The following is a 26347-nucleotide window of genomic DNA, read 5'->3' as shown; positions in this document are numbered from 1 at the left end:
CCGGCGGCCGGACCGCGGGTCTTGTACGTTCTTAACGTGGCCGACCAGCAGGAAGTCTCCGCCTGGCGCCCGCGCGTCCCGGGTGTCGTGGAGGTCTTCCACGCCCACTTCACCGAGTACGCCTATCCGATGCACGTCCACGACGCCTGGACGCTGCTCATCGTGGACGACGGGGCCGTGCGGTACGACCTCGACCGGCACGAGCACGGCACGCCGCTCGACACGGTCTCGCTGCTGCCGCCGCACGTGGCGCACAACGGCTCGCCCGCCACCCCGGACGGCTTCCGCAAGCGGGTCGTCTACCTCGACAGCAGCCGGCTGGGCGAGGACCTGATCGGGGCCGCCGTCGACACGCCCGATCTGCGGGATCCACTGCTGCGGCAGCGCGTCGGGCGACTGCACTCCGCCCTTGCCCGGCCCGGCGACGAACTGGAGGCGGAGAGCCGGCTGACCCTCGTCGGGGAGCGGCTGCGGGACCATCTGCGACGGCGCACGGACGTGCCCGTGCACCGCCCGGATCCGGTGCTCGCCCGCCGGCTGCGGGAGTTGCTCGACGGCCGGGTCGTGGACGGGGTCCGGCTGGAGGAGGCCGCGCGGCTGCTGCAGGCCCATCCCGCCCATCTGGTGCGGGCGTTCAGCGGGGCGTACGGCATCGCCCCGCACCAGTACCTCATGTCGCGGCGGGTCGGGCGGGCCCGGCGGCTGCTGCTGGAGGGGCGCGCGCCGGGCGAGGTGGCGGCCGTCACCGGGTTCTTCGACCAGGCCCATCTCACCCGGCACTTCAAGAAGCTGGTCGGGGTCACCCCCGGCCGCTACCGGCTCAGCGCGCGCTGAGCGTCGTACAGACTGCGCGGGCCTACGACGTCCGTCGTGCCGTAGAACTCCAGACGGGCCCTCGGGGCCAGGGGAGGCTTGGGCCATGAGGCCCGCCTGGCCCGCCGTCGGGAAAGGGGTCGTACGAAAGAAGGCGAAGGTCAGTCGGAGCGCTCGATCAGATGCCTGAACGCGTCCAGGTTGCGCGTGGACTCGCCCCGGGACACCCGCCAGGCGTACTCCTTGCGGATCGAGGAGGCGAAGCCCAGCTCCAGGAGGGTGTTGAAGGCGCCGTCGGCCGCTTCCAGGACCTGGCCGAGGAGGCGGTCGATCTCGTCGGGGGTGACCGAGGCGAGGGGGAGGCGGGCGGTGACGTAGACGTCACCGAGGCGGTCGACGGCGTAACTCACGCCGTACAGCCTGAGGTTGCGCTCCAGGAGCCAGCGGTGGACGCCCGCCTCGTTCTCGTCGGGGTGGCGGACGACGAAGGCGTTCAGGGAGAGGGAGTGGCGGCCGACGAGGAAGGAGACCGTCGTGGACAGCTTGCGGGTGCCGGGGAGCTTGACCACGTAGTTCCCGGGCTCGGGGCTCTCCCACTCCAGCTCGGCGTCCTTCAGGACACCTTCCAGGACCTGCGCGGTCTTCTCCGTGCCACCTGCGACGTCACCCATGGGGCGAGCGTACGTGACGGCGGTGCGACTGGGTCGCGGCCGTGTAGACCTCGGCGGTGGCCGCCGCCGACGTGTCCCAGCCGAAGGACCGCGCGTGCCGGGCGGCGGCCCGGCCCATGCTGTCGGTGAGGGCGGGCTCGTCGGCGAACCGGCGCAGCACGCGCGCGTAGTCGGCCGGGTCGTGGCCCTGGACCAGGAAGCCGGTCCCGCCGTCGCGCACGGCCACCGGCAGCCCGCCGACCGAGGCGGCCAGCACCGGCGTACCGGTCGCCTGCGCCTCGATCGCGACCAGCCCGAAGGACTCGCTGTACGACGGCATGACCAGCAGCGACGCGGCCCGGAACCAGTCCGCGAGCTGCTCCTGGCCGACCGGCGGGCGGAACCGTACGACGTCCGCTACGCCGAGCCGGGCCGCGAGCTTCTGCAGCCCCTCCGGCCTGGCGAGCCCGCTGCCGCTCGGCCCGCCGACGATCGGCACGAGGATGCGCGAGCGGAGCTCCGGGCGCTCGTCCAGCAGGACGGCCACGGCGCGCAGCAGCACGTCGGGGGCCTTCAGGGGCTGTATGCGGCCCGCGAAGAGCGGGATCAGGGCGTCCTGCGGCAGGCCCAGGCGCAGCCGGGCGGCGGCCCGGCCGTCGGCCGGGCGGAAGCGGTCGAGGTTCACTCCGGGGTGGACGACGGCGACCTTGGCGGGATCGGCGTCGTAGTGCCGGACCAGCTCGTCGGCCTCCTCCGCCGTGTTGGCGATGAGGCGGTCGGCGGCGGCCACGATCTGGGTCTCGCCGATGACGCGGGCGGCGGGCTCGGGGGTGTCACCGGCGGCCAGGCTGGCGTTCTTGACCTTGGCCATGGTGTGCATGGCGTGCACCAGGGGCACGCCCCAGCGCTGGGCGGCGAGCCAGCCGACGTGGCCGGAGAGCCAGTAGTGGGAGTGGACGAGGTCGTAGTAGCCGGGGCGGTGGCCGGCCCAGGCCTGCATCACGCCGTGCGTGAAGGCGCACAGCTGGGCGGGCAGGTCCTCTTTGTTGAGGCCCTCGTAGGGGCCCGCGTCCACGTGCCGGACGAGGACGCCGGGGGCCAGCTGGACGGTGGGGTCGAGGCCGCCGGAGGTCGCGCGGGTGAAGATCTCGACCTCGATGCCCTGCGCGGCGAGGCGCTGGGCCAGCTCCACGATGTAGACGTTCATGCCGCCGGCGTCGCCGGTGCCGGGCTGGTCGAGCGGGGACGTGTGCACGGAGAGCATGGCGACCCGGCGCGGCCGACGGTGCAGCCGGAGCCGGGGGGCGGTCGCCGGAGAGCGGCGCCCGAGCCTGCTGACGTACTGGCTCACCTGGCGTTCCTCCTGGGCTGCGGGCATGCCTGCCGGAGGGCCTGCCGCGCCCTCCAAGGGGGTGCAACAGCGGGCGGGGTCGCTGTCATTTCCCGATCGGACCGCTTTACCCAATCATGACCTTGCCGCGGTCGACCGTCGGGGTGGGCGCCGGCCACCCGTCGGCGGGTGCCGGCCGGCGGTCCGGGTGGGCGCCCGACCCGCACGCGGCACCCCTTTACTCGTGGCGGAAACCTCTTAGAACAAGGCTCGACCTGCTGCGATACAACCTTTGACAGCGTCTGCACGGGGCATGTACACGCTTCCTCGTGCTCCGTTCCCGTCACCTCACCAGGGCGGCGCGTGCCATCGGCACGTCGGCCGCCGCGGCCGCCCTCTCCGTCGCCGCCGCCCAGTCCGCGCTCGCCTGCGACATCGCCGACTTCACCGCCGCCCCGGCCTGCGACAGCGCGGGCAAGCCCGTCGTCCGGGTCACCGACAAGGACGCCTCCGGCACCCCCGCCACGCTCACCCTGAAGATAGAGCTGAGCATGCCGGGCGGGGAACGGGACCTCGACACCGGCACCATCGGGCACCCGACCGCGCAGGGCGCGAGCGTCGACCTGCATCCCCTGGACTGGCACGCCGGGCAGACCTTCGTGGTCCACGTGAAGGCGGGCGACAGCGTCGACGAGGACCTGAAGCCCCCGGTGGTCGTCCCGGACGACTTCCCCTGCGCGCCCGCCGGCGGCTCCGCCCCCTCGGCCTCCCCGACGCCGTCCGCCCCCGCGTCCTCGGCGGCGCCGTCCGCGCGCCCCTCCTCGGCGGCCTCCGCCGTCCCGGCCCCGGCGCACAGCGGCAGTCCGGCCGCCTCGCCGGCGGCGGGCGGCGCCCCGTCGCCCGCGGGCGGGGGGACCCGCCTCGCCGAGACCGGTGCGTCCAGTGGCACCCCGCTGATCGCCGGTGCGGCGGCCGCGCTGGTCGTGGCGGGCGGCGGCATCGTCCTCGTCCTGCGCCGCAAGGCCGCGCAGCGCTCCCGCTGACCCCCGGCCCCACGCGCCCGGCCGACGGAGTTCGGCCGGGCGCCCGCTTACCCTCGTACACATGGCAGCCCGCGCAGCGACCCCCGTCATCGGCACGGTGACGCGCGGGACGACCAACCCCAACCGGCTGCGCCGCATGGACCGGTGGATCGCCGCCACGCACGGCGCCGAGCTGCGCCGCGCCGCGGACCCGCTCGCGATCGACCTCGGCTACGGCGCCGCGCCCTGGACCGCCGTCGAACTGCTCGGCCGGCTGCGGACCGTCGCGCCACGCGCGCGCGTGGTCGGCGTCGAGATCGAACCGGAGCGGGTGGCGGCGGCCAGGCCGTACGAGCGCGACGGGCTGGTCTTCCGGCACGGCGGCTTCGAGATCCCCGTCGCCGGGCGCCCGCTGCTCGTCCGGGCCGCCAATGTGCTGCGCCAGTACGACGAGGACCAGGTCGCCGCCGTCTGGGAGCGGCTGTGCGCGCGGCTCGCCCCGGCGGGCGCCGGCTCGCGCGGCGGGCTGCTGGTCGAGGGGACGTGCGACGAGATCGGGCGGCGCCACGTGTGGGTGGCGCTCGGCCCGGAGGGGCCGCGCACGGTGACCTTCGCCACCCGGCTGGGCTCGCTGGAGCGGCCGTCCCACCTCGCCGAGCGGCTGCCGAAGGCGCTCATCCACCGCAACGTCCCCGGCGAGCCGGTGCACGCCTTCCTGCGCGACTTCGACCGCGCCTGGGCCGCCGCCGCGCCCTACGCCTCCTACGGCGCCCGCCAGCGCTGGCTGCGCACGGTACGGGACCTGACGGCGGACTGGCCGGTGACAGACTCCCCGGCCCGCTGGCGGCAGGGTGAAGTGACGGTCGCGTGGGGGGCGTTGGCGCCGCGCGGCTGACCCCGGCACCCGGCGGGGCCGCCAGGCACCGGAGGGGAGGGGGGAACGATCTCCGTGCGCCGTTCGTCACATCCGTGGGAGATCGCCATACGGCGGTGGGTGCGGGGGGATTTCTTCCCGTGTCGTTTCCGTGGGTCTGTCATTGCCTCTGTCGTTTTGCGCCGTGACGTGGCACGATCCCCGGGCACCGTAAGTTACTGACGGTAAATCAGGTTGGGGGACGTGTGATGGGCTGGGGCAAGCGCGGCATGCTGATGGCCGCCGTGACCGTGGTCTGCGCGGTGTCCGCGCTGTCGGCACCCGGCACGGCCTTCGCCGCTCCGGCACCCACGCCGAGCGCGACACCCTCCCCCACGCCGTCCTCGACTCCCGTGCCCGACAAGGACCTTGAGAAGGTCCGCGAGCAGCTCGACAAGCTCTACCACGACGCGGCCGTCGCGACCGACGCCTACAACGCCGCCGAGGAGCGCACGAAGAAGCAGTCCGCCGAGATCGTCGCGCTGGCGAAGAGGATCGCCACGGGACAGCAGCGGCTGGAGAAGCTCAGGGACCAGGCGGGCGCGGCGGCCCGCGCCCAGTACCGCACCGGCGGTCTGCCGCCCACCGCGCAGTTCCTGCTCAGCGACGACCCGGGCCAGTTCCTGGACGGCGCGGGTCTGGTGCTCCAGGGCCAGCAGGCGACGAAGAAGCTGATCGGCGAACTGACCGGCACCCAGGACGACTTGCAGGCCTACGCCGTCGACGCCGCCGCGCAGTGGCAGAAGCTGGACGCCGACCGCAAGACCAAGGCCGACGCCAAGAAGAAGATCGAGCAGCAGATCTCCGCCGCCAAGAAGCTGGAGTCCGAGCTGGCGAAGAAGGACCAGGAGCGGCTGGACCAGCTGGAGAACCAGGCCGCGCTGAAGGCCCAGACCGCCTGGCTGGACACCGGCATCCTCAAGGAGATCAACGCCAAGGCCACCGAACAGGGCAGGAAGGCAGTCGCGTTCGCCACCGCCCAGCTCGGCAAGCCGTACGTGTGGGGTGCCGAGGGCCCCGGCTCCTTCGACTGCTCGGGCCTGACCTCCCAGGCCTGGGCGGCGGCCGGCCGGCCCATCCCGCGCACCTCGCAGGAGCAGTGGCAGCAGCTCAAGCACGTCGACATCAAGGACATGCGGCCCGGCGACCTCATCGTCTACTTCACGGACGCCAGCCACGTCGCCATCTACATCGGCGACGGCGCCATCATCCAGGCCCCGCGCCCGGGCCGGAACGTCACGATCGCGGGCGCCGGCTCGATGGCGATCCTGGGCGTCGTACGGCCGGACGCGTAGGCCTCACGGCCGGGCGCACCCCGCACACCACCGCGCCACACCGCCCCGTCGCCCTGCGCACCACCCGCACACCACCCCGCGCGTGACCCACGCCATGTGACCCACCGCACCCCGCCCCCGCCCGAACCCCGGCAGACGTGAGCTTCGTCATTCCGTGCGCCGGGGCACCCTGTCCAACTGCGGTAGGGAACGCGGCATATGACAGCGGTCTGCGCGGGAGCGACGCGTCTCACACCATTCCATCGGGGCGGGCAATGCCGCTATGGTCACCCGTCGATGGCCCGAGTCCCTCGGCGCCGTCGTGCCCTCGGGGGGAGGGAAGGAACCCGACACGATGCCCGTACCCGTACCGCGGCAGAGAGCGATCCCGGCCGTGGAGAGTGGTCAGGCGCAGGAGGCCGCCACTGCAGTCGGCGGCCCCCTCAAGGAAGAGGCCCACCGCGACGCCACGCCCACCGGCGGCACCGGCACCACTCTCACACTGCTGCTGATCGAGGACGATCCGGCCGGCTCACCGCTGGCGCACGAGTTGCAGGACTCGGCCGGCAAGCCGATCCGTGTGCGCACCGCCCGCAACCTCACCGAGGCCGAGCGGCTGCTCACCGACGACGTCCACTGCATCCTGCTGGACCTCGCGCTGTCCTCGCCCGGCCGCGACGACGCCGGCGACGAGCTGGCCGTGCTCAAGCACGTGCTCCGGCTCGCGCCCCGGCACGCCGTGCTCGCGCTGACCGCCTCCGCCGACCCCGAGCGCGGCGCCGAGGCCGTGCGCGTGGGCGCCCAGGACTACCTCTTCCGGGACGAGCTGGACGGCCGGCTGCTGAGCCGCGCCATCCGGTACGCGGTGGAGAGGAAACGTTCCGACACCGCCGAGCGGCGCCTCGCGGAGGGCCGACTGCGCGCACAGGAGAACCGCCGGCTGGAGCGCGGGCTGCTGCCCACGCCCCTGCTGGACGGCTCCGAGCTGCGCTTCGCCTCCCGCTACCGCCCGGGCCGCTCCCGGGCGCTGCTCGGCGGCGACTTCTACGACGCCGTCCGCACGCCCGACGGCACGGTGCACGCCATGATCGGTGACGTCTGCGGCCACGGCCCGGACGAGGCCGCGCTCGGCGTGGAGCTGCGCATCGCCTGGCGCGCCCTGACGCTCGCCGGGCTGTGCGGGGACGAGCTGCTGAGCACGCTGCAGCAGGTGCTGGAGCACGAGCGCGCCGACGAGGAGATCTTCGCGACGCTGTGCACGGTCGACATCGCGCCGGACGGCCGCAGCGCGGGCCTGTGCCTGGCCGGACACCCGGCGCCGCTGCTCGCCCGCCCCGGGCGGGACGCGCGGCTGCTGCCCTACGACAACAACGGCCCCGCGCTCGGGCTGCTGCCCGGCGGACGCTGGCCGCGGATGCAGGTCGAGCTGGGGGCCGAGTGGAGCCTGATGCTCTACACCGACGGGCTGATCGAGGGGCGGGTCGGCGACGGCAAGGAGCGGCTGGGTCAGGACGGCATGGTCTCGATGATCCGGCGGCAGCTGTCCGAGGGGCTGCGGGGCGGAGCACTGCTGCGGGCCGCGGTGGAGGAGGTCCGGCAGCTCAACGGGGGCGAGCTGACGGACGACGTGGCGGTCGTGCTGCTGGACCGGACGACGTGAGCGGTACCTCCCGGCAGGAAGTGCCGTAGGAGGCACCGCCCCGTCCGCGGCTGCCGACCGGTGGGGCGCCGCTGGTCAGCGGCCGCCGTTGTACGGCCCGTACGGACCGTCGCTGCTGCTGCCGCGGCCCCGCTTCCGGAAGCCCTTGCCGCCCCGGCCGCCCGAGACCTGCTGGAGGGCCGGGCGGACGTCCACGAAGAAGACGATCGTGGCGACCAGGCCCGCGAGCTGCAGGAAGAGCCAGGGGACGAAGAGGTTCACCGCGACCGCGAGGCCCAGGATGATCAGCCAGAAGCCCTTGTTGTTCTTGCTCGCGGCGCGGTAGGCGTCCTCGCGGAAGAACGCCGCCATCACGAACGCCACGATGGCGAGCGCCAGCATGGCGGTGAAGATCAGCCACATCACTCCGCCGATTGCCGTTGTCAGCACAGTACCCACCACCCGAGTCGAGTCGTCCGTACAGCCACGGTACCCATACAACGGGCCGGACACCCCGAAGGTGCCCGGCCCGGTGCCGCCTCGTCGCGCGCGCTCACTTCGCGGGCGGCGTGGTCTTCTTCGCCGTGGAGTTCCTGCGCGGCGCCGGGGTCTTCTTGGCGGCCGGCTTCTTCTCGGCGGGCTCGGCCTCGGCGGGCTTCGGCTCCTCCTCCTTGACGGCGACCGGCTCGGGCTTGCCCTCGACGGCGATGGCGAAGTCCTCGATGTCCTCGGCGGCTTCGCCGCGCCAGGTCTTCACGGTCTGCTCGCCGTGCTCGGCGACCTTCTCGTAGGTCTCGCGGGCCTTGACGGCGTACTCGGCGGCGACGCCGACGCCGCGCAGGGCGAGGTCCTGGGCCTGCTCGCCGAGCTTCTTCAGGTCCACGTCGAGGGTGCCGAGGAACTCGTTGACCTTGGTCTGCAGGGTCTCCTGCGCCTCCTTGGCGCGGGCGGCGGCCTTCTCCTGCACGGCCTTGGGGTCGGTGTTGCGCACGGCCTCGATGCGGGCCGGGGCCTCGGCACGCAGCTGCTCGACCAGGGCGGGCACCTTCTTGGCCTGCTGGTAGGCGAGGTCGGCGGTACCGGCGGCGAAGTAGAGCGGAGTCGGGTCGCTGAGGGTCTTGCGCAGGTCGTCGGTGATGGCCATGGTGATCTGGTCCTCCCGGATTCGCGTTCGGCTGAGGGTTGGTGTGGTCCGCGGTGGGGCGGCCGGCGCCCTGGTCCGGTTATCCGGCCGTCCGCCGCGGACCGGCATCGACATCGCTTACGCCGTCCGTGCCGCCGGTGTCGTGGTCGGTGCCCGCCGGGCCGTCCTCGGCCGCGTCGGGCTCGCCGCCCCCGAATCCGTTCTCCTTGCGGAAGGACTCGTAGATCTGGAGCAGCACCTGCTTCTGCCGCTCGTTGAGCGAGGGGTCGGCGAGGATGACGGCGCGCGTCGCGCCTTCCCGGAGGCGTTCCTCCCCGTCCCGCTCCGCGTCGAGGATGCCGGCGCGCACGTACAGCGTCTCGGCGGAGATGCGCAGGGCCTTGGCGACCTGCTGGAGCACCTCCGCGCTGGGCTTGCGCAGCCCGCGCTCGATCTGGCTCAGGTACGGGTTGGACACCCCGGCGGCGTCGGCGAGCTGCCGCAGCGACAGCTGGGCGTTCCGCCGCTGTTCGCGCAGGTACTCACCGAGGTTGCCGACGTTCAGCGATGCCATGCCTCCACCTTGCCCCACCCTTGCTAACAATTGCAAGCACCTTGCTTGCAAAAGTGCTTCCTTGTCAGCGCGCCTGGCCGCTCTTGGGCCCGATGGCTTTGGTCCTGGTCGGAGTTCCGTCCGGGGCGAACGAGTCGTGGAAGGTGAAGGCGTGCGGCGTGGAGCCGTGGCCGTGGAGGTGCTCCAGCCTGGAAACCCCGTTCCGCCAGGTGGGTATCACGCCGTCGGAGACCCACCAGAACACGTGGTTCGGGTGTTCTGTCCTCTCGAACCAGTCGTAACGCCTGTTCAGCGCCTCACGGTGCAGACCGGTGTAGACGGCGTCGAAGGCGGGGCGCAGGCCGGTCCAGAGCGAGAGGGTCGCGGCCAGGGCGGTGGTTTCCGCGGTGCGTCCCTTGCCGTACCAGGTCGGTACGGCGAACTCTCCCCACGCACCCCAGTCCGCCTCGAAGAGCACGCCCCGGTCACCGTCCGCCGCTTCGGCGTGCCCGAGGTGTCCGGGGTGCTGACTGAACGTCCGGTAGACGGCCTCACCGATGTCGTAGAACTCGCGCGTGAGAGGTGCGGGATCGGCGAGAGGTGACTTCAGGACGCCGAATGTGTACAGAGCCAGATGGGGCATGCGTCTCTCCCTGGGGCGAGGATTCGCGGGGCGTGAGGAGCCCCCGTGCGGCCGTGGGTGACCGCCGAAGTCCGGGTGAAGGTAGCTGCCCGAGCGGGCCCTGTCGAAGTTGCGTTTTCCCTGCCCAAGTGGCCTCTTGTGCAGGCCCGTTGCGGGGGCCGGGGCCGGCGGCCCCGCGACCGGCGGGTGACGGTCCGCACGACACCGGCGGGATCGGGGGGATGCGGCACCCCGGCTCGGATCAGTCGGCGACCGCGTCCTCGGGGGCCGTTCGGGCGAGGTCGGCGAGCGTGCCGAGCGCCTGGGCGAGGACGTCGCGCGGGGGCGTGGCGAGGCCGACGCGGACGGCGGCCGGGGCGTGGGCGTCGTCGACGGTGAAGGCGGCCGCGGGCACGACCCCGATGCCGAGCCGGGCCGCGGCGGCGACGAACGTGTCCGCGCGCCAGCCGCCGGGCAGCCGCCACCAGCAGTGGAAGGAGCGGTCGTCGCCGCGCACGTCGAACCCGGCGAGCCGCCGGGCCGCGATCTCCTGCCGCACCACCGCCTCCCGCCGCTTGGCGCTCGCCAACTCCGCGACCGTGCCGTCCTGTTGCCAGCGGTGGGCGGCCTCCAGCGCGAAGCGCATCGGGGTGCAGCCGCTCGCGCGCAGGGCGGCGGAGAGCGCCGGCGTGAGCGCGGCCGGGGCCACGGCGAAGCCCAGGGTCAGACCGGGGGCGAGCCGCTTGGACAGGCTGTCGACGAGGACGGTCCGCTCGGGGGCGTACGCGGCGAGCGGCGGGAGTTCGTCGCGCAGGAACCCCCAGATCGCGTCCTCCACGGCCGGCAGGGCGAGCCGCTCCAGGACCTCGGCCAGCTCCACGACCCGCCGCTCGGGCAGGGTGAGCGAGAGCGGGTTGTGCACGCGCGGCTGGACGTAGACGGCGTGCAGCGGGGCGGCCGCGTGGGCCCGCGCCAGCGCCCGCGGGACCAGCCCGTCCGCGTCCATGGCCAGCGGGACGAGGGTGATGCCGAGCCGGGCCGCCACCGCCTTGATCGCCGGGTACGTCAGCTCCTCGACGCCGAGGCGGCCGCCCGGGGGCACCAGGGCGGCGACGGCGGCCGAGACGGCCTGCCGGCCGTTGCCCGCGAACAGGATCCGGGCGGGGTCGGGGCGCCAGCCGCCGCGGGCGAGGAGGGCGGCGGCGGACTCCCGGACGGCGGGCAGCCCGGCCGCGCCGACCGGCCGCAGCGCGTGCGCGAGGGCGTCCGGGCGCAGCAGCCCGCCGAGCCCCTCGGCGAGCAGGGCGCTCTGCTCGGGTACGACGGGGTGGTTCAGCTCCAGGTCGATCCGGGCGAGCGCAGGTTCCGTGAGCGCGGGGGCGGGGCCGTCGGCCGTCGCGCGCACGAACGTGCCGCGGCCGACCTCGCCCACGGTCAGGCCGCGCCGGGCCAGTTCCCGGTACACGCGCGTGGCGGTGGAACCGGCGATGCCATGCCGCTTGGCGAACGCGCGCTGCGGGGGCAGCCGGTCGCCGGGCCGCAGGGTGCCGGCGCGGATCTCCTCGGCCACGGCGTCGGCGACGCTCCGGTAGTCCTTCATGGCACCCCACCCCACCACATCATTGCACCGAGAGCAATCTTTTGATTGCACCGAGCTATTGAACTGACCTACGCTCGCCGCATGATCGAACCAAGTGGAGTGTTCGGCGTGGTCCTGGTGGCGCTCGGCATGGTCCTCACGCCCGGCCCGAACATGATCTATCTCGTCTCGCGCAGCATCACCCAGGGCCGCCGGGCCGGGATGATCTCCCTCGGCGGGGTCGCCCTCGGCTTCCTGGTGTACCTGCTCGCCGCGAACCTCGGCCTGTCGGTCGTCTTCACCGCCGTACCCGAGCTGTACGTCACGGTGAAGCTGGCCGGCGCCGCCTACCTCGCGTACCTCGCCTGGAACGCCCTGAAGCCGGGCGGCGTGTCGGTCTTCGCCCCGCAGGACGTGCCGCACGACCCGCCGCGCAGGCTCTTCACGATGGGGCTGATGACGAACCTGCTCAACCCGAAGATCGCCATCATGTACGTCTCCCTGATCCCCCAGTTCGTCGACCTGGGCAAGGGCCACGTGCTGCTCCAGGGGCTCCTGCTCGGCTCGGTCCAGATCGTGGTGAGCATCGCGGTCAACCTGGCCATCGTGCTCGCCGCCGGCACGATCGCCGTCTTCCTCTCCCGCCGTCCCTCCTGGCTCAGGGTGCAGCGCCTGCTGATGGGCACCGTGCTCGGCGGGCTCGCCCTCTCGCTGGCCGCCGACACCTCGGGTCCGGCGTAGGGCCTCTCGAAGCCGTCAGGATTCGAGAAGCGCCGGCGGCGCGGACGGCGTTAGGTTGGCCGGCATGGACCTCGCCCCGGCGCACGCCGCCGACAGCCACGACCTGATCCGGGTGCACGGCGCCCGGGAGAACAACCTCAAGGACGTCGACGTCGAGCTGCCCAAACGCCGGCTGACGGTCTTCACCGGGGTCTCCGGCTCGGGCAAGAGCTCGCTGGTGTTCGACACGATCGCCGCCGAGTCGCAGCGGCTGATCAACGAGACGTACCCCGCGTTCGTCCAGGGCTTCATGCCGAACACGGCGCGCCCCGAGGTCGACGTCCTCGACGGGCTGACCACCGTGATCACCGTCGACCAGCAGCGGATGGGTGCCGACCCCCGCTCCACCGTCGGCACCGCCACCGACGCCAACGCCGTGCTGCGCATCCTCTTCAGCCGGCTCGGCACGCCGCACATCGGCTCGCCCAAGGCGTTCTCCTTCAACGTCGCCTCGATCAGCGGCGCCGGCGCGGTCACCGTCGAGCGCGGCGGGCAGCAGGTCAAGGAGCGGCGCAGCTTCAGCATCACCGGCGGCATGTGCCCGCGCTGCGAGGGCCGGGGCACGGTCTCCGACCTGGACCTGACCCAGCTCTACGACGACTCCCTCTCCCTCAACGAGGGCGCGCTGACCATCCCCGGCTACAAGTCCGGCGGCTGGAACTACCGGCTCTACACCGAGTCCGGCCTGGTCGACCCCGACAAGCCGATCCGCCGGTACACCAAGCGCGAACTCCGGGACTTCCTGCACAAGGAACCGACCCGGATGAAGATCGCGGGCATCAACATGACCTACGAGGGTCTGATCCCGCGCATCCAGAAGTCGATGCTCGCCAAGGACAAGGAGGGCATGCAGCCGCACGTCCGGGCCTTCGTGGACCGCGCGGTCACCTTCGCCGTCTGTCCCGAGTGCGCGGGCACCCGGCTCACCGAGGCGGCCCGCTCCTCGAAGATCGCGGGCGTGAGCATCGCCGACGCGTGCGCGATGCAGATCAGCGACCTCGCCGCGTGGGCGCGCGGGCTGGCCGAGCCGTCTGTGGGGCCGCTGCTCGACTCGCTGCGGCACACCCTGGACTCGTTCGTGGAGATCGGCCTCGGCTATCTCTCGCTGGACCGGCCGGCGGGCACGCTGTCGGGCGGCGAGGCGCAGCGCGTGAAGATGATCCGCCACCTGGGCTCCGCCCTGACCGACGTGACGTACGTCTTCGACGAGCCCACCACCGGTCTGCACCCGCACGACATCCAGCGCATGAACGACCTGCTGCTGCGCCTGCGCGACAAGGGCAACACGGTCCTCGTCGTGGAGCACAAGCCGGAGGTCATCGCGATCGCCGACCACGTCGTGGACCTCGGCCCCGGCGCCGGTACGGCGGGCGGCACGGTCTGCTTCAAGGGCACCGTCGAGGCGCTGCGGGGCAGCGGCACCCTCACCGGCCGCCACCTGGACGACCGGGCCGCCGTGAAGGACACCGTGCGCAAGCCGACGGGCGCGCTGGAGATCCGGGGCGCGACGACGCACAACCTCCGGGACGTGGACGTCGACATCCCGCTCGGCGTGCTCTGCGTGGTCACCGGCGTCGCGGGCTCCGGCAAGAGCTCGCTCGTGCACGGCTCGGTACCCGAGGGCCCCGGGAGTGCGGACGTGGTCTCCGTCGACCAGGCCCCGATCCGCGGCTCCCGGCGCAGCAACCCGGCGACGTACACCGGTCTGCTGGAGCCGGTCCGCAAGGCCTTCGCCAAGGCCAACGGCGTGAAGCCGGCCCTGTTCAGCGCCAACTCCGAGGGCGCGTGCCCCACCTGCAACGGCGCCGGGGTCGTCTACACCGACCTCGCGATGATGGCCGGTGTCGCCACCCCGTGCGAGGAGTGCGAGGGCAGGCGGTTCCAGGCGTCCGTGCTGGAGTACACGCTCGGCGGGCGGGACATCGCTGAGGTGCTGGCGATGTCGGTGACCGAGGCGGAGGAGTTCTTCGCCGCGGGCGAGGCGCACATCCCGGCGGCCCACAGGATCCTCCGGCGGCTGACCGACGTCGGCCTCGGCTATCTCACCCTCGGCCAGCCCCTCACCACCCTCTCCGGCGGCGAACGCCAGCGGCTGAAGCTGGCCACGCACATGGCCGACAAGGGCGGCGTCTACGTCCTGGACGAGCCGACGGCGGGTCTGCACCTGGCCGACGTCGAGCATCTCCTGGGCCTGCTCGACCAGTTGGTGGACTCCGGCAAGTCCGTCATCGTGGTCGAGCACCACCAGGCCGTCATGGCCCACGCCGACTGGATCATCGACCTCGGCCCGGGGGCCGGGCACGACGGGGGCCGGGTGGTGTTCGAGGGCACACCGGCGGAACTCGTCGCCGCGCGCTCGACGTTGACCGGGGAGCACCTGGCCGCGTACGTGGGGGCATGACGGAGCGGTTCCGCGCCGTCGGGGTGTCTTCCTGCCGGGTGCGGGTTCGTCGTGGTCGCTCGCGCCCACGCGGCGGAGCCGCATATCGGCACAGCACCCGCGCCCCGTTCGGGGCGCTCCGGTTCAGCCCCTCAACAGCGCGTCGATCTTCGCCCGATGCGCCTTCTCCCAGTCGTCCAGCGTCTCCTCGGCCTCCTTCGCGAGTCTGGCGCGGGCGGCCGGGAGGAGCTCCTCGGCGCGGGCGTGCGGGACCACGACGACGCCCTCCTCGTCCGCCACGACCACATCCCCCGGCTCCACCCGTACGCCGCCGCACCGCACGGGTTCGTTCAGCGGGCGTACGGCCTTCTTCGCGCCCGGGATCGGGATGATCCCCCGGGCGAAGACGGGGAAGCCCAGCTCGCGGACCTCGCCGAGGTCGCGGATCAGGCCGTCGGCGACGAACGCGGCGACGCCGTTGCGCCGGGCGACCGCGCAGACGTTGCCGCCGGCCAGGGCGTGGTCCAGGTCGCCGGACTCGACCACGATCACCGAGCCGGGGGCGGCGCGGTGGATGGCCGCGTGCAGCATGAGGTTGTCGCCGGGCGGGCAGCTGACGGTGAACGCCGGTCCGGCGACGCGCGGCGGGGGACCCCACAGCGGCCGTATCCCGATGTCCATCACCTGCTCCCGGCCCAGCAGATCGGCGAGGGTGGTCGTCGGGACGTCCCGGAGGGCGGCGGAGATCACGGTGTCGGTCATGGCCGCACGCTATCCCCGTCAGAACGGCAGCGGGCGGCCGTGCACGCCGTCGAGGCGGGGGACCGCCCGGGTCATCAGGTGCGCCGCGAACGCCGCCTCCGACCGTTCCTGGCGCCGGTGCGCCCGCGCCACCAGGGACGGCGTCCAGGCCGGTGACCGGGTCGCGGCGGGCCGGCCGGCCTATGCGGGACCGCCGGGACCGCCGGGGCGGGTGGGCCGGGCCAGGGCGGGCGGCAGTCGCGGACCGGCCTGCCGCCGGGGCGACAGGCCCAGGGAGGCGGTGGCGGCGGCGAGCGTCATGCCGTACGAGTCGAGCGCGCGGCGGACGTTGGGGGCGTCGAGGCCGGTGCCGGTGACCAGGCGGTCGAGGTCGACGTAGGCGGAGCGGACGAGTTCGATCCAGCGGTACACCCGCCAGTCCTCCTGCCAGTTCTTCGTGAACCGCGGCGCCAGCCGGTCGTCCCAGCGGCGGAACATGCGGTCGCGGATCTCCGGCCGGGTCGGGGTGAGGTGCATGTGCCGGACCAGCTCGTACAGCGGGTCCCCGACCACGGCCAGCTCCCAGTCGATCAGGGTGAGGGCCGGGCCGTCGTCGCGGCGGACCAGGTTCCAGGGGTTGAGGTCGCCGTGCAGCAGGGCGGAGTCGCGGCCGGTGACCCGGTGCCGGGCGAGGATCTCGCGCAGCCGGGGCGCGTCGGGCAGGCCGAGGAAGCGGGCCGCCTGCTGGGACTCCTTCGGCAGCGCGGCGACCAGCGCCACGAGCTGGCCGCTGAGCCAGTCGTAGAAGCCGGACCGGCGCCCGTCGCAGAACCCGGAGCGGCCGGCCACCGGGTCGACCTCGGTGTAGTCCACCGTCGTCAGCTCGGCCAGCTGGTCGACCAGGCAGTCCGCCTCGTGCGGCCGCAGCCCGTGCACCGGGTGCTCGGGCCGGCGCCCGAGGTCCCGCCCGCCCTCGTACGTGTGCACCGCGAACCGGTCCCCGCGGTAGCGGTGGGCGGGATCGGTGGCGTGACTCTCGCCGAGCGCCAGCACCCGGGGCGCGGCCACCGCCGCCCCCGACCGCTCGATGGCGGCGAGCACGGCGTGCTCACTGAGGAAGCTGGGCTCACGCCGCAGCACGACGGTCACCTCACGCCGCACGACCACGGGAAACCCCGTGCCGGGCACCCGCAGCACGGTGTTGAGATGGGCCGCCCCCTTGAACACCCGCCCGGCGGGCGCGGCGCCCTCCAGCGCGAGCGCGTCGAGCACGGCGGAGTGCGGAAACCCGGGATGCTCGGGCACCCGCCGATCGGGGATCCATCCGACCCCGCCCACACGGCCACCACCGCCGCCCGCCGACACAAAACCCCCCGGACGGACACCACCCGCACCCGCCGACGACGAACCCCCCGGACGGGCACCACCGGCACCCGCCGACGGCGTCTCCGCCCCGCCGGGGCCACCCGCGCCCGGCGACGAAACCGTCACGGGTGGTGCGGGTGGGAGACGCGATGAAACACCCCGGCGGAACAGCACCCGCTCGATCTCGGCCCGCTCCGGCACCCGACCGAGCCGCAGCGCCGCCGCGCCCCGGCGCAGGGCCGTGTGGACGTCCGCCGTCGCCGTCTCCAGGCGGCCCCGGTCGAAGGAGTCCTCCAGGGAACGTGCGGCGCGGATCACGGCGGCGTACAGCGACTGCGCGTACTCGAAGGCGACGTAGTGCCGCAGATCCTTGCCGAGACCGGCGACGGCACCGGGCCGTACCCGGCGCACGGCCGCCTCCCACGCCTCGACGACCTCCCGCCGGCGCTGCTCGGGGTACCGCATCCGCACCAGGTGCACGGCGAGGTCGTACAACGGGTCGCCGTACCCGGCGAGTTCCCAGTCCACACACGTCAACGGCACGGCCCCGGAGGCGGGCACGAGCAGCGTGCCGCCGTGCAGGTCGCCGTGGAGCAGGCCGTACGGGCGCCGGGTCATCGCCGGGACCTGTTCGGCGAACCGCAGCAACGCGTCCTCGGGCACCCCGAGCGCCACGAACAGACCGCCGTGGCGCCGCCAGTTGGGCCGACGGATCTGCTGCTCGGCCTGGTGGGCGAGGGCGCGCAGGAATCCCTGGGAATCGGTGTGGTTGCCGGGACGGCCGGCCGGCAGCCGCGGCAGCGCCGACCCGCGCACCTGCACCACCGCGGCCAGCAGCCCGGCCACGTCCGTCGCCGACGGCAGCACGGGACGGGTGCCCTCCACATGGCTGAGGACGGTGAAGTCCACGCCCTTCAGCAGCACTTCGGGCACCTGCGGCAGTACGGCCCCGACCGCCCGCAGGATCTCCGGCTCACTCGGCCAGGTCCGGATCACCACCGCCGGCGCACCGGCCCGCCGCACCCGTACGGTCACCGGCGTGCCCGGCGCCCGGCCGAGCAGCCGGGCCGCCGGTTCGGTCAGCGGCAGGACGTGGTCGTCGTGGTGGTGGCCGGAACGCGCCGGCGGTGTCGCGAGCGCGCGGAACAGGAGCTCCTGGACGACGGAGTCCGTACCGGCCTCCCCGGCCGCGGCTCGGGGACCAGGCGATGCGTCCACGGGCCGCTCCAGGATCGATCACGCGAAAGGGAGGAGGAAAGGAGGGCGGCGGCCGAGGGCCGGCTCGTACCCGTTCCCTTCGCGCGCGTACGCACAGGTCCGAGCGGTGGCCCGGACGTGAGCGCATGCTAGCCCACCGGACGCCCGCTCCGGAGCAGCGTCAGGACGGGTTCGAGCGACTGTACGACCAGGTCGGCGCCCGCCGCGCGCAGCACTCGTTCCTTGCCGTCGTTACGCGCGTAGCCGAGGAACGCGACGCCCGCCTCGCGCGCGGCGGCCAGGTCGGTGACGGCGTCGCCGATCATCAGCGCGGCCCCGGGCGGGGCGCCCATCGCGGCGAGCGCCCGGTGCAGGCAGTGCGGGTGCGGCTTGAGGTGGTGCAGCTGGTCGGTACGGCCGTACAGGTGAGGGGCGAAGCAGCCGGTGAGGCCGCGGGAGTCCAGGTAGGTGCGGGCCGCGCGGGGCGAGTTGTTGGTGGTGACGGCCAGCCGGGCGCCGACGGCCGTCCAGGTGCGGATCAGCGGATCGGCGTACGCGGTGGGCAGGGCGGAGGCGGCGGCCCGCAGCTCCTCCTGGGTGAGCCGCTCCTCCAGCCCGGCGACGAGGTCGCTGCCCGGACGCCGGCGGCCGACCGCGCGCAGCACCACCTGCGGGTCCAGGGTCTCCCGTTCGGCTTCGGTGAGCAGCCCGTGCAGGCCCTGGCGCTCCAGCCACTCCACCAGGTCGGCGGCCACCAGCGACGCCCGGCGTCCGGCGAACAGCCGGCAGATCGGCCCGTCGAAGTCCCACAGCACGAAGCGGGCCGGTGTGATCAGTTCCCGAAGCTTTTCGATCCCACTTGCGTCAGACGTCGCATCAGAATTCGCATCAGAAGTCACTAGGAGAGTGTCAGGTCCGACGTGATGGTTTCCCAGAGGGCGTCGAACCACTTCTGCGACTGCTCCACGAACGCCGCGTCCCGCTGCCCGGAGCGCCGCTCGAAGGAGAAGAGGAGCGACTCGGAACCCAGGGTGTCCCACATCTGCAGCGTTCCGCTGTCGGTCGGCTCCTCGCGCCGGCTGATCATGTAGTGCGCGAACAGCGCCTCCGCCCCGTTGAGCAGGTACAGCTTCACCGGCGGGGTGAACGGCAGCGCCCGGAAGGTGACCTGGACGTCGATGTCGTGGGTGCCGCGCAGCGCCTGGAGGTTGTACTGCAGCACCTGGCCCTGGGCGTTGCGCATCGCCAGCCAGCGCTGGTGCACGGCGTCGTCCTCCTCGCTCCCGGCGTCGACCGAGACCGGGAAGGCGAGGTTGATGTCCCGGCCGGGCAGCAGGATCCGGGCGTCTATCCGGTCGGGCCGCAGGCGCCCCTCGTGGATCAGCCGCAGCGGCTCGCCGAGCGCCGGGATCAGGCTCTGGGCGGTCAGGCAGACGGCGTCGATGCGCACGTGCGGCGCCGCGAACGCCTCGGTCAGCCGGGGCGCCAGCGCCACCATGGTCGGCTGCGGTCCGTCGCGCGCGCCGTCGCGCGGCTCGGCGACCCGTGGCGGGCTGCCCTTGCTGACGTCGCTGAGCAGCCCGTCCTCCTGGAGCACGCGCAGCGCCTGGCGCACGGCACCCCGCTCGACGCCGAACTCCCCCGCCAGCACGGCCTGCGTGGGCAGCCGCGCACCGGGCCGCAGGGCACCCGTGCGGATGCGTTCGCGCAGGGTGTCGGCGATCTCCTGGGGCGTGCGTCTTCTGCTGCCGTTCACTGCCACATACTCCCGAGTCACGACCAAACGCTACAACTCTGATCCATCCAGGGAGAGTTGCCCAGAAGTTGTGCGCCCATAGCTGCCAAGCACCGGCAACTTGGCCCGAGTTGGCTGCCACCCACGTGCCCGGTGACTATGCGCCGAACCGCAGCTCCGAACTGATCGTCCCCCACAGCGCGTCGAACCACCGCCGGGACTGCTCCACGAACGCCGCGTCCCGCGCCCCGGCGTCCCCCTCGAAGGCGAACAGCATCGAGCGCGTGCCGTCGGCGTCGTACAGCTCCAGATGCTCGTGCTCGATCTCGCGCTCACGGCGCTTGAGCGTGTAGTACGCGAACAGCGCCTCCGCGTCGTTGAGCAGATACAGCTTCACGGGCGGGGTGAACGGCAACGCCCGGAAGGAGACGTGGACGTCGATGCCGTGCGTGGTGAGCAGCGCCAGCAGGTTCTGCCGCAGCACCTGCCCCTGGGCGTTGCGCTGGGCCAGCCAGCGGCGGTGCAGCAGACCCCCGTCGTCAGCGGCCACGGGCGCCGGGAAGGCGAGGTCGATGTCCCGGCTGGGCAGCAGCACCCGGACGTCGATCTTGGCCGGTTTCAGCCGTCCCGCGTGGATCTGCCGCAGGGGCTCGCCGACGGCCAGCGTGAGCGAGACGGAGGTCAGGCAGAGCGCGTCGATCCGCACGTGCGGCGCGGCGAAGGCGGCCGCGATGCGCGGGGTGAGCCCGACCATGGTGGGCTGCGGCGCGGCGGCCGGTCCGGACACGAAAGGCGCAGGCCCGAGCGCGGGGGCCACGGTGGCCGGGCTGCCCTTGGACACGTTGACGAGCAGCTGCTCGGCCTGAAGGATGCGCAGCGCCTCCCGTACGGCCCCGCGCTCGACGCCGAACTCGTCGGCCAGCTTGGCCTGCGTGGGCATGCGCTGACCCGGCCGCAGCACGCCGGACCTGATCCGGCTGCGCAGTTCGTCGGCGATGTCGCGGTGGGACGAGCGGGGCTGCTGTGACCTCGTCCGTCCACTGGCCAGGACGTGCTCCGGGTCCACGGACAAACACTACAACTTCCCGCCAACTTCCGGCAGTTCGGCGACAGCTGGTTATGAGCCGCTTCCGCGCGGAGATAAGTACAGTGAAGTTGGCTGCCAACTTGCACGACCTGGTCGAGCTTCCCCAGTGGTTGGCCGACCGGGCTTCCTTCCGGAGGGGAGCCGGGAGCCCGGGCAGGGGACGGCCACCGAAGCGCACAGTCACAACTGAACACGAGACGGCACAGCCACAACTGAACACCGCACAGCACAGCCACAACTGAACAGCTCGCTACGGATAGCAGTCATGAACAGCCATGAACAGTCAGGGCAGCCGGGAGAAGGGAAGCGTCAGAAGAGGTCCGGGCACCACGGGAGCCCGGGCGAGCGGAACAGGGCGTCGGCCTTCCGGGCGGCGCCCTCTCGTTCTTCCCGCACCCGGCCGAGCGCCGCGAGCCGCCGCAGCGACTCCCCGCCGAGCCACACACTGCCCAACTCGGCCACGCCGAGGGTGAGATCGGCGCTCGCCGACGTGACCGTGCACGAGGCCGTCCCGTCCGCCGAGGCCTCCAGCCGGAACCGCCCGCCGGCCAGACCCGCCGGGTCGGCGACCTCCAGGACCACCGACCCCGCCGCCTCGTACGTCCGCGCCTCCAGGGCCCGTACGACGTCCAGGATCCGCAGCCACAGCCAGTCCGTGTGCTCGGTGAGGCGGGCCGCGCGCGGGTCCGGCAGGAACTGGGGCAGCAGGTCGTCCGGGGCACGCCGGTCACTGGTCACCCGCGCCACCCAGTCGATCGAGCACAGGAAGTGCCACAGGGCGCGCTCGGCGGCCGGGGCGGTGGCGAGCATCCAGTTCACGGACAGGATGTCCCCCGGCTGGTTGCCCGGCCAGTCGTGCTCCGCCGTGCGGTACGACACCAGGCCCTCGACCTCGCCGGAGGCGGAGCGGTACACCGCGTAGTACGGCTCGGTCCAGTCCGGGCCGGAGCGCAGGACGCCGGTCGTCGTGTCCCACCACACCGGGACACGGCTGACCGCGCCGGGCCGGCCGGCCCGGAACCGCTCGTGCAGCGCGGGCCCCAGCGTGCGCACCTCGGCGCCGTCGACCAGATCGATCCGGCCCCCGCCCTCGGGCCCGGCCCAGCGCCGGTCGAGCCCCGCCCGGAGCGCCTCGACGGTCCACTTGACGGACCAGGCCGCCGGGCCGAAGCCGTAGCGGCCGTAGATCGGGTACTCGGCGGCGATCAGCGTGGCGACGACGTCACCGCGCTCCTTCGCCTCCGCGAGATCCCGGCGCAGCATCTGGGTGAGCAGGCCCCGGCGCCGGTGCGTGGGGCTGACGGTGACGCCCGAGACGGCGTTCGCGGGGACGAACGCGCCGCCGACGGCGGTGAGTTCCTGCCGGAAGGAGCAGTACGTCGCCACGCACCGGTCGCCGTCGAAGGCGCCGGTCCGCCGGGCCGACGCCTCGGCGTCCGTGCGGCGGCTGCGCTCGAGCTGGTCCGCGCTCACGACGGGCGGACTGAGGAACCCGGTGCTCACGGCCCGCAGCCAGTTCTCGTACTCGGACTCGCCGACAGCGCGTATCACCAGGTCGCTCATCACCTCACCATAGGCACACGACCCGCCGGGCGTCGCCCCCTTTTCAGCTCAGCAGGTCGTCCACCGTGGCCTCGCCGACCCGGTACCGGCGGGCGATCTCCCCGCTGCACTCGTCGATGGTCTGCTGCAGCCGCTGCCGGCGCCGCGAGACCTCCTGCTCGTAGCGCACCAACCGCCCCATGGCGCTGCTCAGTTCGAGATCGGTCCGGGCCGAGAGATCGCTCAGCTCGACCTCGCCGAGCATCTCTGTGGCCAGCTGCCGGTACTCCTCGTTGTGCGGGGTGCCCAGCGTGACGTGGCGGGCCGAGGAGCGGTACCGGGCCGGGGCGTCCTTGAGGATCTCCGGGAGCCGGTCCACCACCGAGCCGTCCGGGGGTCCCCCCGCTCGAGCGGAGTCGGGAGTGGGGGACGGCGCCGGCACGGAGGCCCGGCCGCGCCGGCACAACTCCGCGCGCAGGATGTCGATCCGCCCCTGGAGCAGCCGCCGCACATAGCTGAGGTCCGCCTCGTCGCGCTGGGCGTCCCGGCGCAGGGTGCGCAGTTCGGGCAGGCTGAGCCGGGCCAGTTCGTGCTCGCGGGGCTCGGCGGGCAGCACGGGGCTCGGTGGACTGTCGGCGCGCTGCGTGGGCGCCCGGTACGTCACCTCCGGCATCCCCTGGCCCCCCTGGACCTCCAGCCGCCCGCTGGTACTAGGTGTGCTCATCGTGGTTCGACCGTCCCCTCGACCGGCGTGTGGTAAGCATCGTGCCACCCCGACCGACCGCTATGTGACCGAGTGCCCCCGAACAGCCCCAGATGGGCGGTAAGGGATCGATAATGGGCCCCCTGTCACCACGCACCGGGCACCCGGCATGATGGTCCGCATGCGAGCGGTGGTACAGCGGGTGGACGGCGCGAGCGTCGTCGTGGACGGCGAGACGGTCGGGGCGATCGAGGGCGAGGGGCTGTGCGTCCTCGTCGGGGTGACCCACGAGGACACCAAGGAGAAGGCGGCCCAGCTGGCCCGCAAGCTCTGGTCGATCCGCATGCTCCAGGACGAGCGGTCGTGCAGCGACGTCGGAGCCCCGCTGCTGGTCGTCAGCCAGTTCACCCTCTACGGCGACGCCCGCAAGGGCCGCCGCCCCACGTGGAACGCGGCGGCCCCGGGCGATGTCGCCGAGCCCCTGGTCGACGAGGTGGTGTCCCAACTGCGGGCCCTCGGCGCGACGGTGGCGACGGGCCGGTTCGGGGCGCGGATGCGGGTGTCCCTGACGAACGACGGCCCGTTCACGGTGCTGCTGGAGATCTAGCGCCCCGAAGGGGCGCGGGGCCGTATCGATGTGCGGCTCCGCCGCGTGGGCGCGACCAGCCCACCACTCACCCGCAGTCGCACGACTACGGCTCGACCACGACCTCCTGCGCAGCCGCTGTCTCTCCGGCCAGAAGCCGAGCATCGACGGGCACGTTCCGCTTGACCAGCGCCAGCGCCACCGGCCCCAGTTCGTGGTGCCGCGCGGACGTCGTCACGAAGCCGATCCTGCGGCCGTCGGGCCCGTCGTCCGCGAGGCGGATCTCGGTTCCCGCGCCGGGCAGATGGACGTCGCTCCCGTCCAGGTGCAGGAAGACCAGCCGGCGCGGCGGCTTGCCCAGGTTCTGCACGCGGGCCACGGTCTCCTGGCCCCGGTAGCAGCCCTTCTGCAGGTGCACGGCCGTGCCGATCCAGCCCAGCTCGTGCGGGATGGTCCGGTGGTCGGTCTCGAAGCCGAGCCGGGGCCGGTGCTGCTCGACGCGGAGCGCCTCGTACGCGAGCAGCCCGGCGGCGGGCCCGTGGGAGGCCGCGAAGGACTCCAGGTCGGCCCTCGGCAGGAACAGGTCCCGCCCGTACGCGGTCTCCCGTACGACGACGTCGTCCGCCACCTCCGCGATGGACCCGGCGGGCAGGTGGACGACCGCGAAGTCGTCCGTCCGGTCGGCGGCCTCGACCCGGTAGAAGAACTTCATCGACTCCAGGTAGGCGAGGAGCGCCTGCTGCGTCCCGGGCTCCACGTGCGCCCACACCGTCGTACCGTCGTCCACCAGGTACAGGGCGTGCTCGATGTGCCCGTGCGCGGAGAGGATCAGCGCCTCGGTGGCCTCGCCGGGCGGCAGCTCGCTGACGTGCTGGGTGAGGAGCAGGTGCAGCCAGCTCAGCCGGTCGTCACCGGTGACCGTGATGACGCCGCGATGGGACAGGTCCACGAAGCCGTTGCCCTCGGCGAGGGCACGCTGCTCGCGGAACAGGTCGCCGTAGTGGGCGGCGACACCTTCGTCCACGCCCTCGGCGGGGACGGCGCCGGGCAGGGACAGCAGAGGGCTCTTCATGCGGCCAGCCTACGACGCGGTACGCGAGCTCTTCAGGGAGCAGTCCTTGCACCGGCCGAAGATCGCGAAGTGCTTCATGTCGGTGTCGAACCCGAACTGCGCCCGCAGCTTGGCGGTGAACTCCGACGCGACCGCCACGTCGGCCTCGATCACGCTCTCGCAGTCCCGGCACACCAGGTGCAGATGGTGATGCCGGTCGGCGAGGTGATAGGTGGGCGCCCCGTGCCCGAGGTGGGCGTGGCTGACCAGGCCCAGCTCCTCCAGCAGCTCCAGCGTCCGGTAGACGGTGGAGATGTTGACCCCCGACGCCGTCTTCTTCACTTCCGTGAGGATGTCGTCGGGGGTCGCGTGCTCAAGGGTGTCCACGGCTTCGAGCACAAGCTGCCGCTGCGGCGTCAGCCGGTAGCCACGCTGCCTGAGGTCACTCTTCCAGTCGGTGCTCACCACACCGACGAGTCTAGAACCACGCCCGTCACACCGGGAGCCGGTCCTCTTCGGCCGCATGGGTGGTTAGCGCGATAATTCGTTATTCGGCATGAATTCCGTGGGTAGCTTCGCGGCGACCCGTCACCCTGAACACGGAGGAATCCATGCACGTCCGCAGAGTCCTGGCCCTCGCGGTCGCCACCCCTGTCCTGCTCGCCACGCTCGGCGTGACCGCGGCGGCCGCCCGCCCCGGGCCCACGGCCGACGACCAGCCCGCCGCCGGGGACATCTGGTCCCGGCCCGACCCCCACCGCAACCACCCCGGGCACGACCCGAAGCAGAAGTCCGCCGACGACGACATGGACGCGGAGGACGGTCTCGTCGGCGGCCTCGCGGGTGGACTGCTGGGACGCGTGTGATCAGGTAGGGCCCTCACACCGCCTTGGTCACTTGAAGAACGCGATGCCGTCGTCCGGCATGTCGTCGGGGAGGGCCTTGGCCCAGCGCTCGACGTCCTCCGGGGTGACGACCTTCTTCAGATGGGCCGACATGTAGGGGCGCAGCTCGACGTCGGGCGTCTGCTTCTCGCCGACCCACATCAGGTCGCTCTTCACATACCCGTAGAGCCGCTTGCCACCGCTGTACGGCTGGGCGGCGGCCGTGCGGGCGACGGCGTCCGTGACCAGGTCGATCTGCGGCTTCTTGGCCGCCATCTCGCCGTACCAGATCTCGATGACGCCGTCGTCGCGGGTCATCGTCACCTCGACCTTGCGGTCGGCGTCGATCCGCCAGAAGCCCGACTCCGACTCCAGCGGGCGGACCTTGTTGCCGTCGTTGTCCAGCACCCAGGTGCGGGAGTGGTACTCGAGGAAGTCCCGTCCGTCGTGGCTGAAGCTGACTTCCTGGCCGAAGTTGCACTTCTCCGAGCCCGGGAAGTCGTGCACGCCCGCGCCGGCCCAGTTGCCGAGCAGGAAGGCGAGCGGGACGAGGTCCTTGTGCAGGTCGGACGGGATCTCGATCATGAGCGGAAAGCTTTCCTAGGTGAGGTTCAGCGCTGGCCCTGGTACAGCTTCTTCACTGCCAGAGCGGCGAAGGCGAGCACGCCGACGCAGACCAGAACCAGCAGGGTTTCGAAGAAGATCTCCACGGGTGCTCCTTGAGCGAGGGTGGGCGTACGACAGAGCCGGGGCTCAGCTTACGCGGCCGGTGCCCGGC

General features: G+C 72.9%; 26 protein-coding genes. 9 read left to right on the top strand and 17 right to left on the bottom strand.

The window, feature by feature from the left end; genetic code table 11:
- The first annotated feature begins 36 nt into the window (after positions 1–36).
- On the top strand, positions 37–834 hold the full coding sequence (locus BIV23_RS12095; protein WP_071380797.1) for a helix-turn-helix transcriptional regulator: 798 nt from the start codon (positions 37–39) through the stop codon (positions 832–834).
- Between the two features lie 140 nt (positions 835–974).
- On the opposite strand, the gene BIV23_RS12090 is transcribed toward BIV23_RS12095, so the two are convergent.
- Together BIV23_RS12090 and mshA are read right to left on the bottom strand one after the other, a co-directional pair.
- Positions 975–1484 (bottom strand): type III secretion system chaperone family protein, encoded by a 510-nt coding sequence (locus BIV23_RS12090; protein WP_071380796.1) that lies wholly within the window; start codon positions 1482–1484, stop codon positions 975–977.
- Positions 1477–2814, bottom strand: coding sequence for a D-inositol-3-phosphate glycosyltransferase (gene mshA / locus BIV23_RS12085; RefSeq protein WP_071380795.1), 1338 nt, complete (start codon positions 2812–2814; stop codon positions 1477–1479). The genes BIV23_RS12090 and mshA overlap by 8 nt, the downstream gene beginning before the upstream one ends.
- Positions 2815–3122: 308 nt before the next feature.
- Here mshA and BIV23_RS12080 point away from each other — a divergent pair, with 308 nt between their 5' ends.
- The 4 genes from BIV23_RS12080 (at position 3123) to BIV23_RS12065 (ending at position 7662) form a co-directional block, all read left to right on the top strand.
- Positions 3123–3836, top strand: coding sequence for an LAETG motif-containing sortase-dependent surface protein (locus BIV23_RS12080; protein WP_071380794.1), 714 nt, complete (start codon positions 3123–3125; stop codon positions 3834–3836).
- Between the two features lie 61 nt (positions 3837–3897).
- Positions 3898–4710 carry a class I SAM-dependent methyltransferase gene (locus BIV23_RS12075; protein WP_177239862.1) on the top strand — a complete coding sequence of 271 codons (813 nt, stop codon included), beginning with the start codon at positions 3898–3900 and terminating at the stop codon, positions 4708–4710.
- A gap of 227 nt (positions 4711–4937) precedes the next feature.
- Positions 4938–6023 (top strand): C40 family peptidase, encoded by a 1086-nt coding sequence (locus BIV23_RS12070; protein ID WP_071380793.1) that lies wholly within the window; start codon positions 4938–4940, stop codon positions 6021–6023.
- A 334-nt stretch (positions 6024–6357) separates the two neighbouring features.
- Positions 6358–7662, top strand: a complete 1305-nt coding sequence (locus BIV23_RS12065; RefSeq protein ID WP_071380792.1) for a PP2C family protein-serine/threonine phosphatase — start codon at positions 6358–6360, stop codon at positions 7660–7662.
- A 75-nt stretch (positions 7663–7737) separates the two neighbouring features.
- Here the strand turns inward: BIV23_RS12065 and BIV23_RS12060 are convergent, their stop codons facing one another.
- The 5 genes from BIV23_RS12060 to BIV23_RS12040 form a co-directional block, all read right to left on the bottom strand.
- A complete protein-coding gene (locus BIV23_RS12060) occupies positions 7738–8064 on the bottom strand; it encodes a DUF2516 family protein (RefSeq protein WP_071380791.1) in 327 nt (108 codons plus the stop codon).
- Between the two features lie 130 nt (positions 8065–8194).
- Positions 8195–8785: a hypothetical protein gene (locus BIV23_RS12055; protein ID WP_071380790.1), complete on the bottom strand. Its 591-nt coding sequence runs from the start codon at positions 8783–8785 to the stop codon at positions 8195–8197.
- Between the two features lie 79 nt (positions 8786–8864).
- On the bottom strand, positions 8865–9338 hold the full coding sequence (locus BIV23_RS12050; protein WP_071380789.1) for a helix-turn-helix domain-containing protein: 474 nt from the start codon (positions 9336–9338) through the stop codon (positions 8865–8867).
- Positions 9339–9402: 64 nt separating this feature from the next.
- Positions 9403–9960, bottom strand: a complete 558-nt coding sequence (locus BIV23_RS12045; protein ID WP_071380788.1) for a DUF3291 domain-containing protein — start codon at positions 9958–9960, stop codon at positions 9403–9405.
- A 241-nt stretch (positions 9961–10201) separates the two neighbouring features.
- Positions 10202–11539 carry an aminotransferase-like domain-containing protein gene (locus BIV23_RS12040; RefSeq protein ID WP_071380787.1) on the bottom strand — a complete coding sequence of 446 codons (1338 nt, stop codon included), beginning with the start codon at positions 11537–11539 and terminating at the stop codon, positions 10202–10204.
- Between the two features lie 81 nt (positions 11540–11620).
- Here BIV23_RS12040 and BIV23_RS12035 point away from each other — a divergent pair, with 81 nt between their 5' ends.
- Positions 11621–12259: a LysE family translocator gene (locus BIV23_RS12035; RefSeq protein ID WP_071380786.1), complete on the top strand. Its 639-nt coding sequence runs from the start codon at positions 11621–11623 to the stop codon at positions 12257–12259.
- Between the two features lie 64 nt (positions 12260–12323).
- The gene (locus tag BIV23_RS12030) at positions 12324–14699 is read left to right on the top strand and encodes an ATP-binding cassette domain-containing protein (protein WP_071380820.1); all 2376 of its coding nucleotides are present in this window, start codon (positions 12324–12326) and stop codon (positions 14697–14699) included.
- 123 nt (positions 14700–14822) lie between these two features.
- Here the strand turns inward: BIV23_RS12030 and BIV23_RS12025 are convergent, their stop codons facing one another.
- The 7 genes from BIV23_RS12025 to BIV23_RS11995 form a co-directional block, all read right to left on the bottom strand.
- Positions 14823–15440 carry an RraA family protein gene (locus tag BIV23_RS12025; RefSeq protein ID WP_071380785.1) on the bottom strand — a complete coding sequence of 206 codons (618 nt, stop codon included), beginning with the start codon at positions 15438–15440 and terminating at the stop codon, positions 14823–14825.
- A 180-nt stretch (positions 15441–15620) separates the two neighbouring features.
- Positions 15621–18002, bottom strand: coding sequence for an aminoglycoside phosphotransferase family protein (locus tag BIV23_RS12020; protein WP_245790500.1), 2382 nt, complete (start codon positions 18000–18002; stop codon positions 15621–15623).
- A 128-nt stretch (positions 18003–18130) separates the two neighbouring features.
- Complete coding sequence (locus tag BIV23_RS12015) at positions 18131–18796, bottom strand: HAD family hydrolase (RefSeq protein WP_245790499.1); 666 nt, start codon at positions 18794–18796, stop codon at positions 18131–18133.
- Between the two features lie 83 nt (positions 18797–18879).
- Positions 18880–19764, bottom strand: coding sequence for a FadR/GntR family transcriptional regulator (locus BIV23_RS12010; RefSeq protein WP_177239859.1), 885 nt, complete (start codon positions 19762–19764; stop codon positions 18880–18882).
- 109 nt (positions 19765–19873) lie between these two features.
- Positions 19874–20788 carry a winged helix-turn-helix domain-containing protein gene (locus BIV23_RS12005; protein ID WP_071380783.1) on the bottom strand — a complete coding sequence of 305 codons (915 nt, stop codon included), beginning with the start codon at positions 20786–20788 and terminating at the stop codon, positions 19874–19876.
- 324 nt (positions 20789–21112) lie between these two features.
- Entirely contained in the window at positions 21113–22366 is a 1254-nt protein-coding gene (locus tag BIV23_RS12000) for a GNAT family N-acetyltransferase (RefSeq protein WP_071380782.1), read from the bottom strand.
- A 43-nt stretch (positions 22367–22409) separates the two neighbouring features.
- On the bottom strand, positions 22410–23069 hold the full coding sequence (locus tag BIV23_RS11995; RefSeq protein ID WP_071380781.1) for an RsiG family protein: 660 nt from the start codon (positions 23067–23069) through the stop codon (positions 22410–22412).
- Between the two features lie 160 nt (positions 23070–23229).
- Between BIV23_RS11995 and dtd the strand changes: the two genes are divergently transcribed.
- The gene (gene dtd / locus BIV23_RS11990) at positions 23230–23655 is read left to right on the top strand and encodes a D-aminoacyl-tRNA deacylase (RefSeq protein WP_071380780.1); all 426 of its coding nucleotides are present in this window, start codon (positions 23230–23232) and stop codon (positions 23653–23655) included.
- Positions 23656–23740: 85 nt separating this feature from the next.
- Here dtd and ygfZ read toward each other — a convergent pair whose 3' ends face one another.
- Positions 23741–24706 carry a CAF17-like 4Fe-4S cluster assembly/insertion protein YgfZ gene (gene ygfZ, locus BIV23_RS11985; protein ID WP_071380779.1) on the bottom strand — a complete coding sequence of 322 codons (966 nt, stop codon included), beginning with the start codon at positions 24704–24706 and terminating at the stop codon, positions 23741–23743.
- A gap of 9 nt (positions 24707–24715) precedes the next feature.
- Positions 24716–25153 carry a Fur family transcriptional regulator gene (locus BIV23_RS11980; protein ID WP_071380778.1) on the bottom strand — a complete coding sequence of 146 codons (438 nt, stop codon included), beginning with the start codon at positions 25151–25153 and terminating at the stop codon, positions 24716–24718.
- A 143-nt stretch (positions 25154–25296) separates the two neighbouring features.
- Between BIV23_RS11980 and BIV23_RS11975 the strand changes: the two genes are divergently transcribed.
- The gene (locus BIV23_RS11975; RefSeq protein ID WP_071380777.1) at positions 25297–25551 is read left to right on the top strand and encodes a hypothetical protein; all 255 of its coding nucleotides are present in this window, start codon (positions 25297–25299) and stop codon (positions 25549–25551) included.
- A gap of 27 nt (positions 25552–25578) precedes the next feature.
- Here the strand turns inward: BIV23_RS11975 and BIV23_RS11970 are convergent, their stop codons facing one another.
- On the bottom strand, positions 25579–26154 hold the full coding sequence (locus BIV23_RS11970; protein ID WP_071380776.1) for a heme-binding beta-barrel domain-containing protein: 576 nt from the start codon (positions 26152–26154) through the stop codon (positions 25579–25581).
- Between the last annotated feature and the right edge of the window lie 193 nt (positions 26155–26347).

Origin of the sequence: Streptomyces monashensis (assembly GCF_001866665.1) — a bacterium.
GTDB lineage: Bacteria > Actinomycetota > Actinomycetes > Streptomycetales > Streptomycetaceae > Streptomyces > Streptomyces monashensis.
The sequence above is the reverse complement of the archived record's forward strand: the minus strand, read 5'-3'. Positions and strand labels throughout refer to the sequence as shown.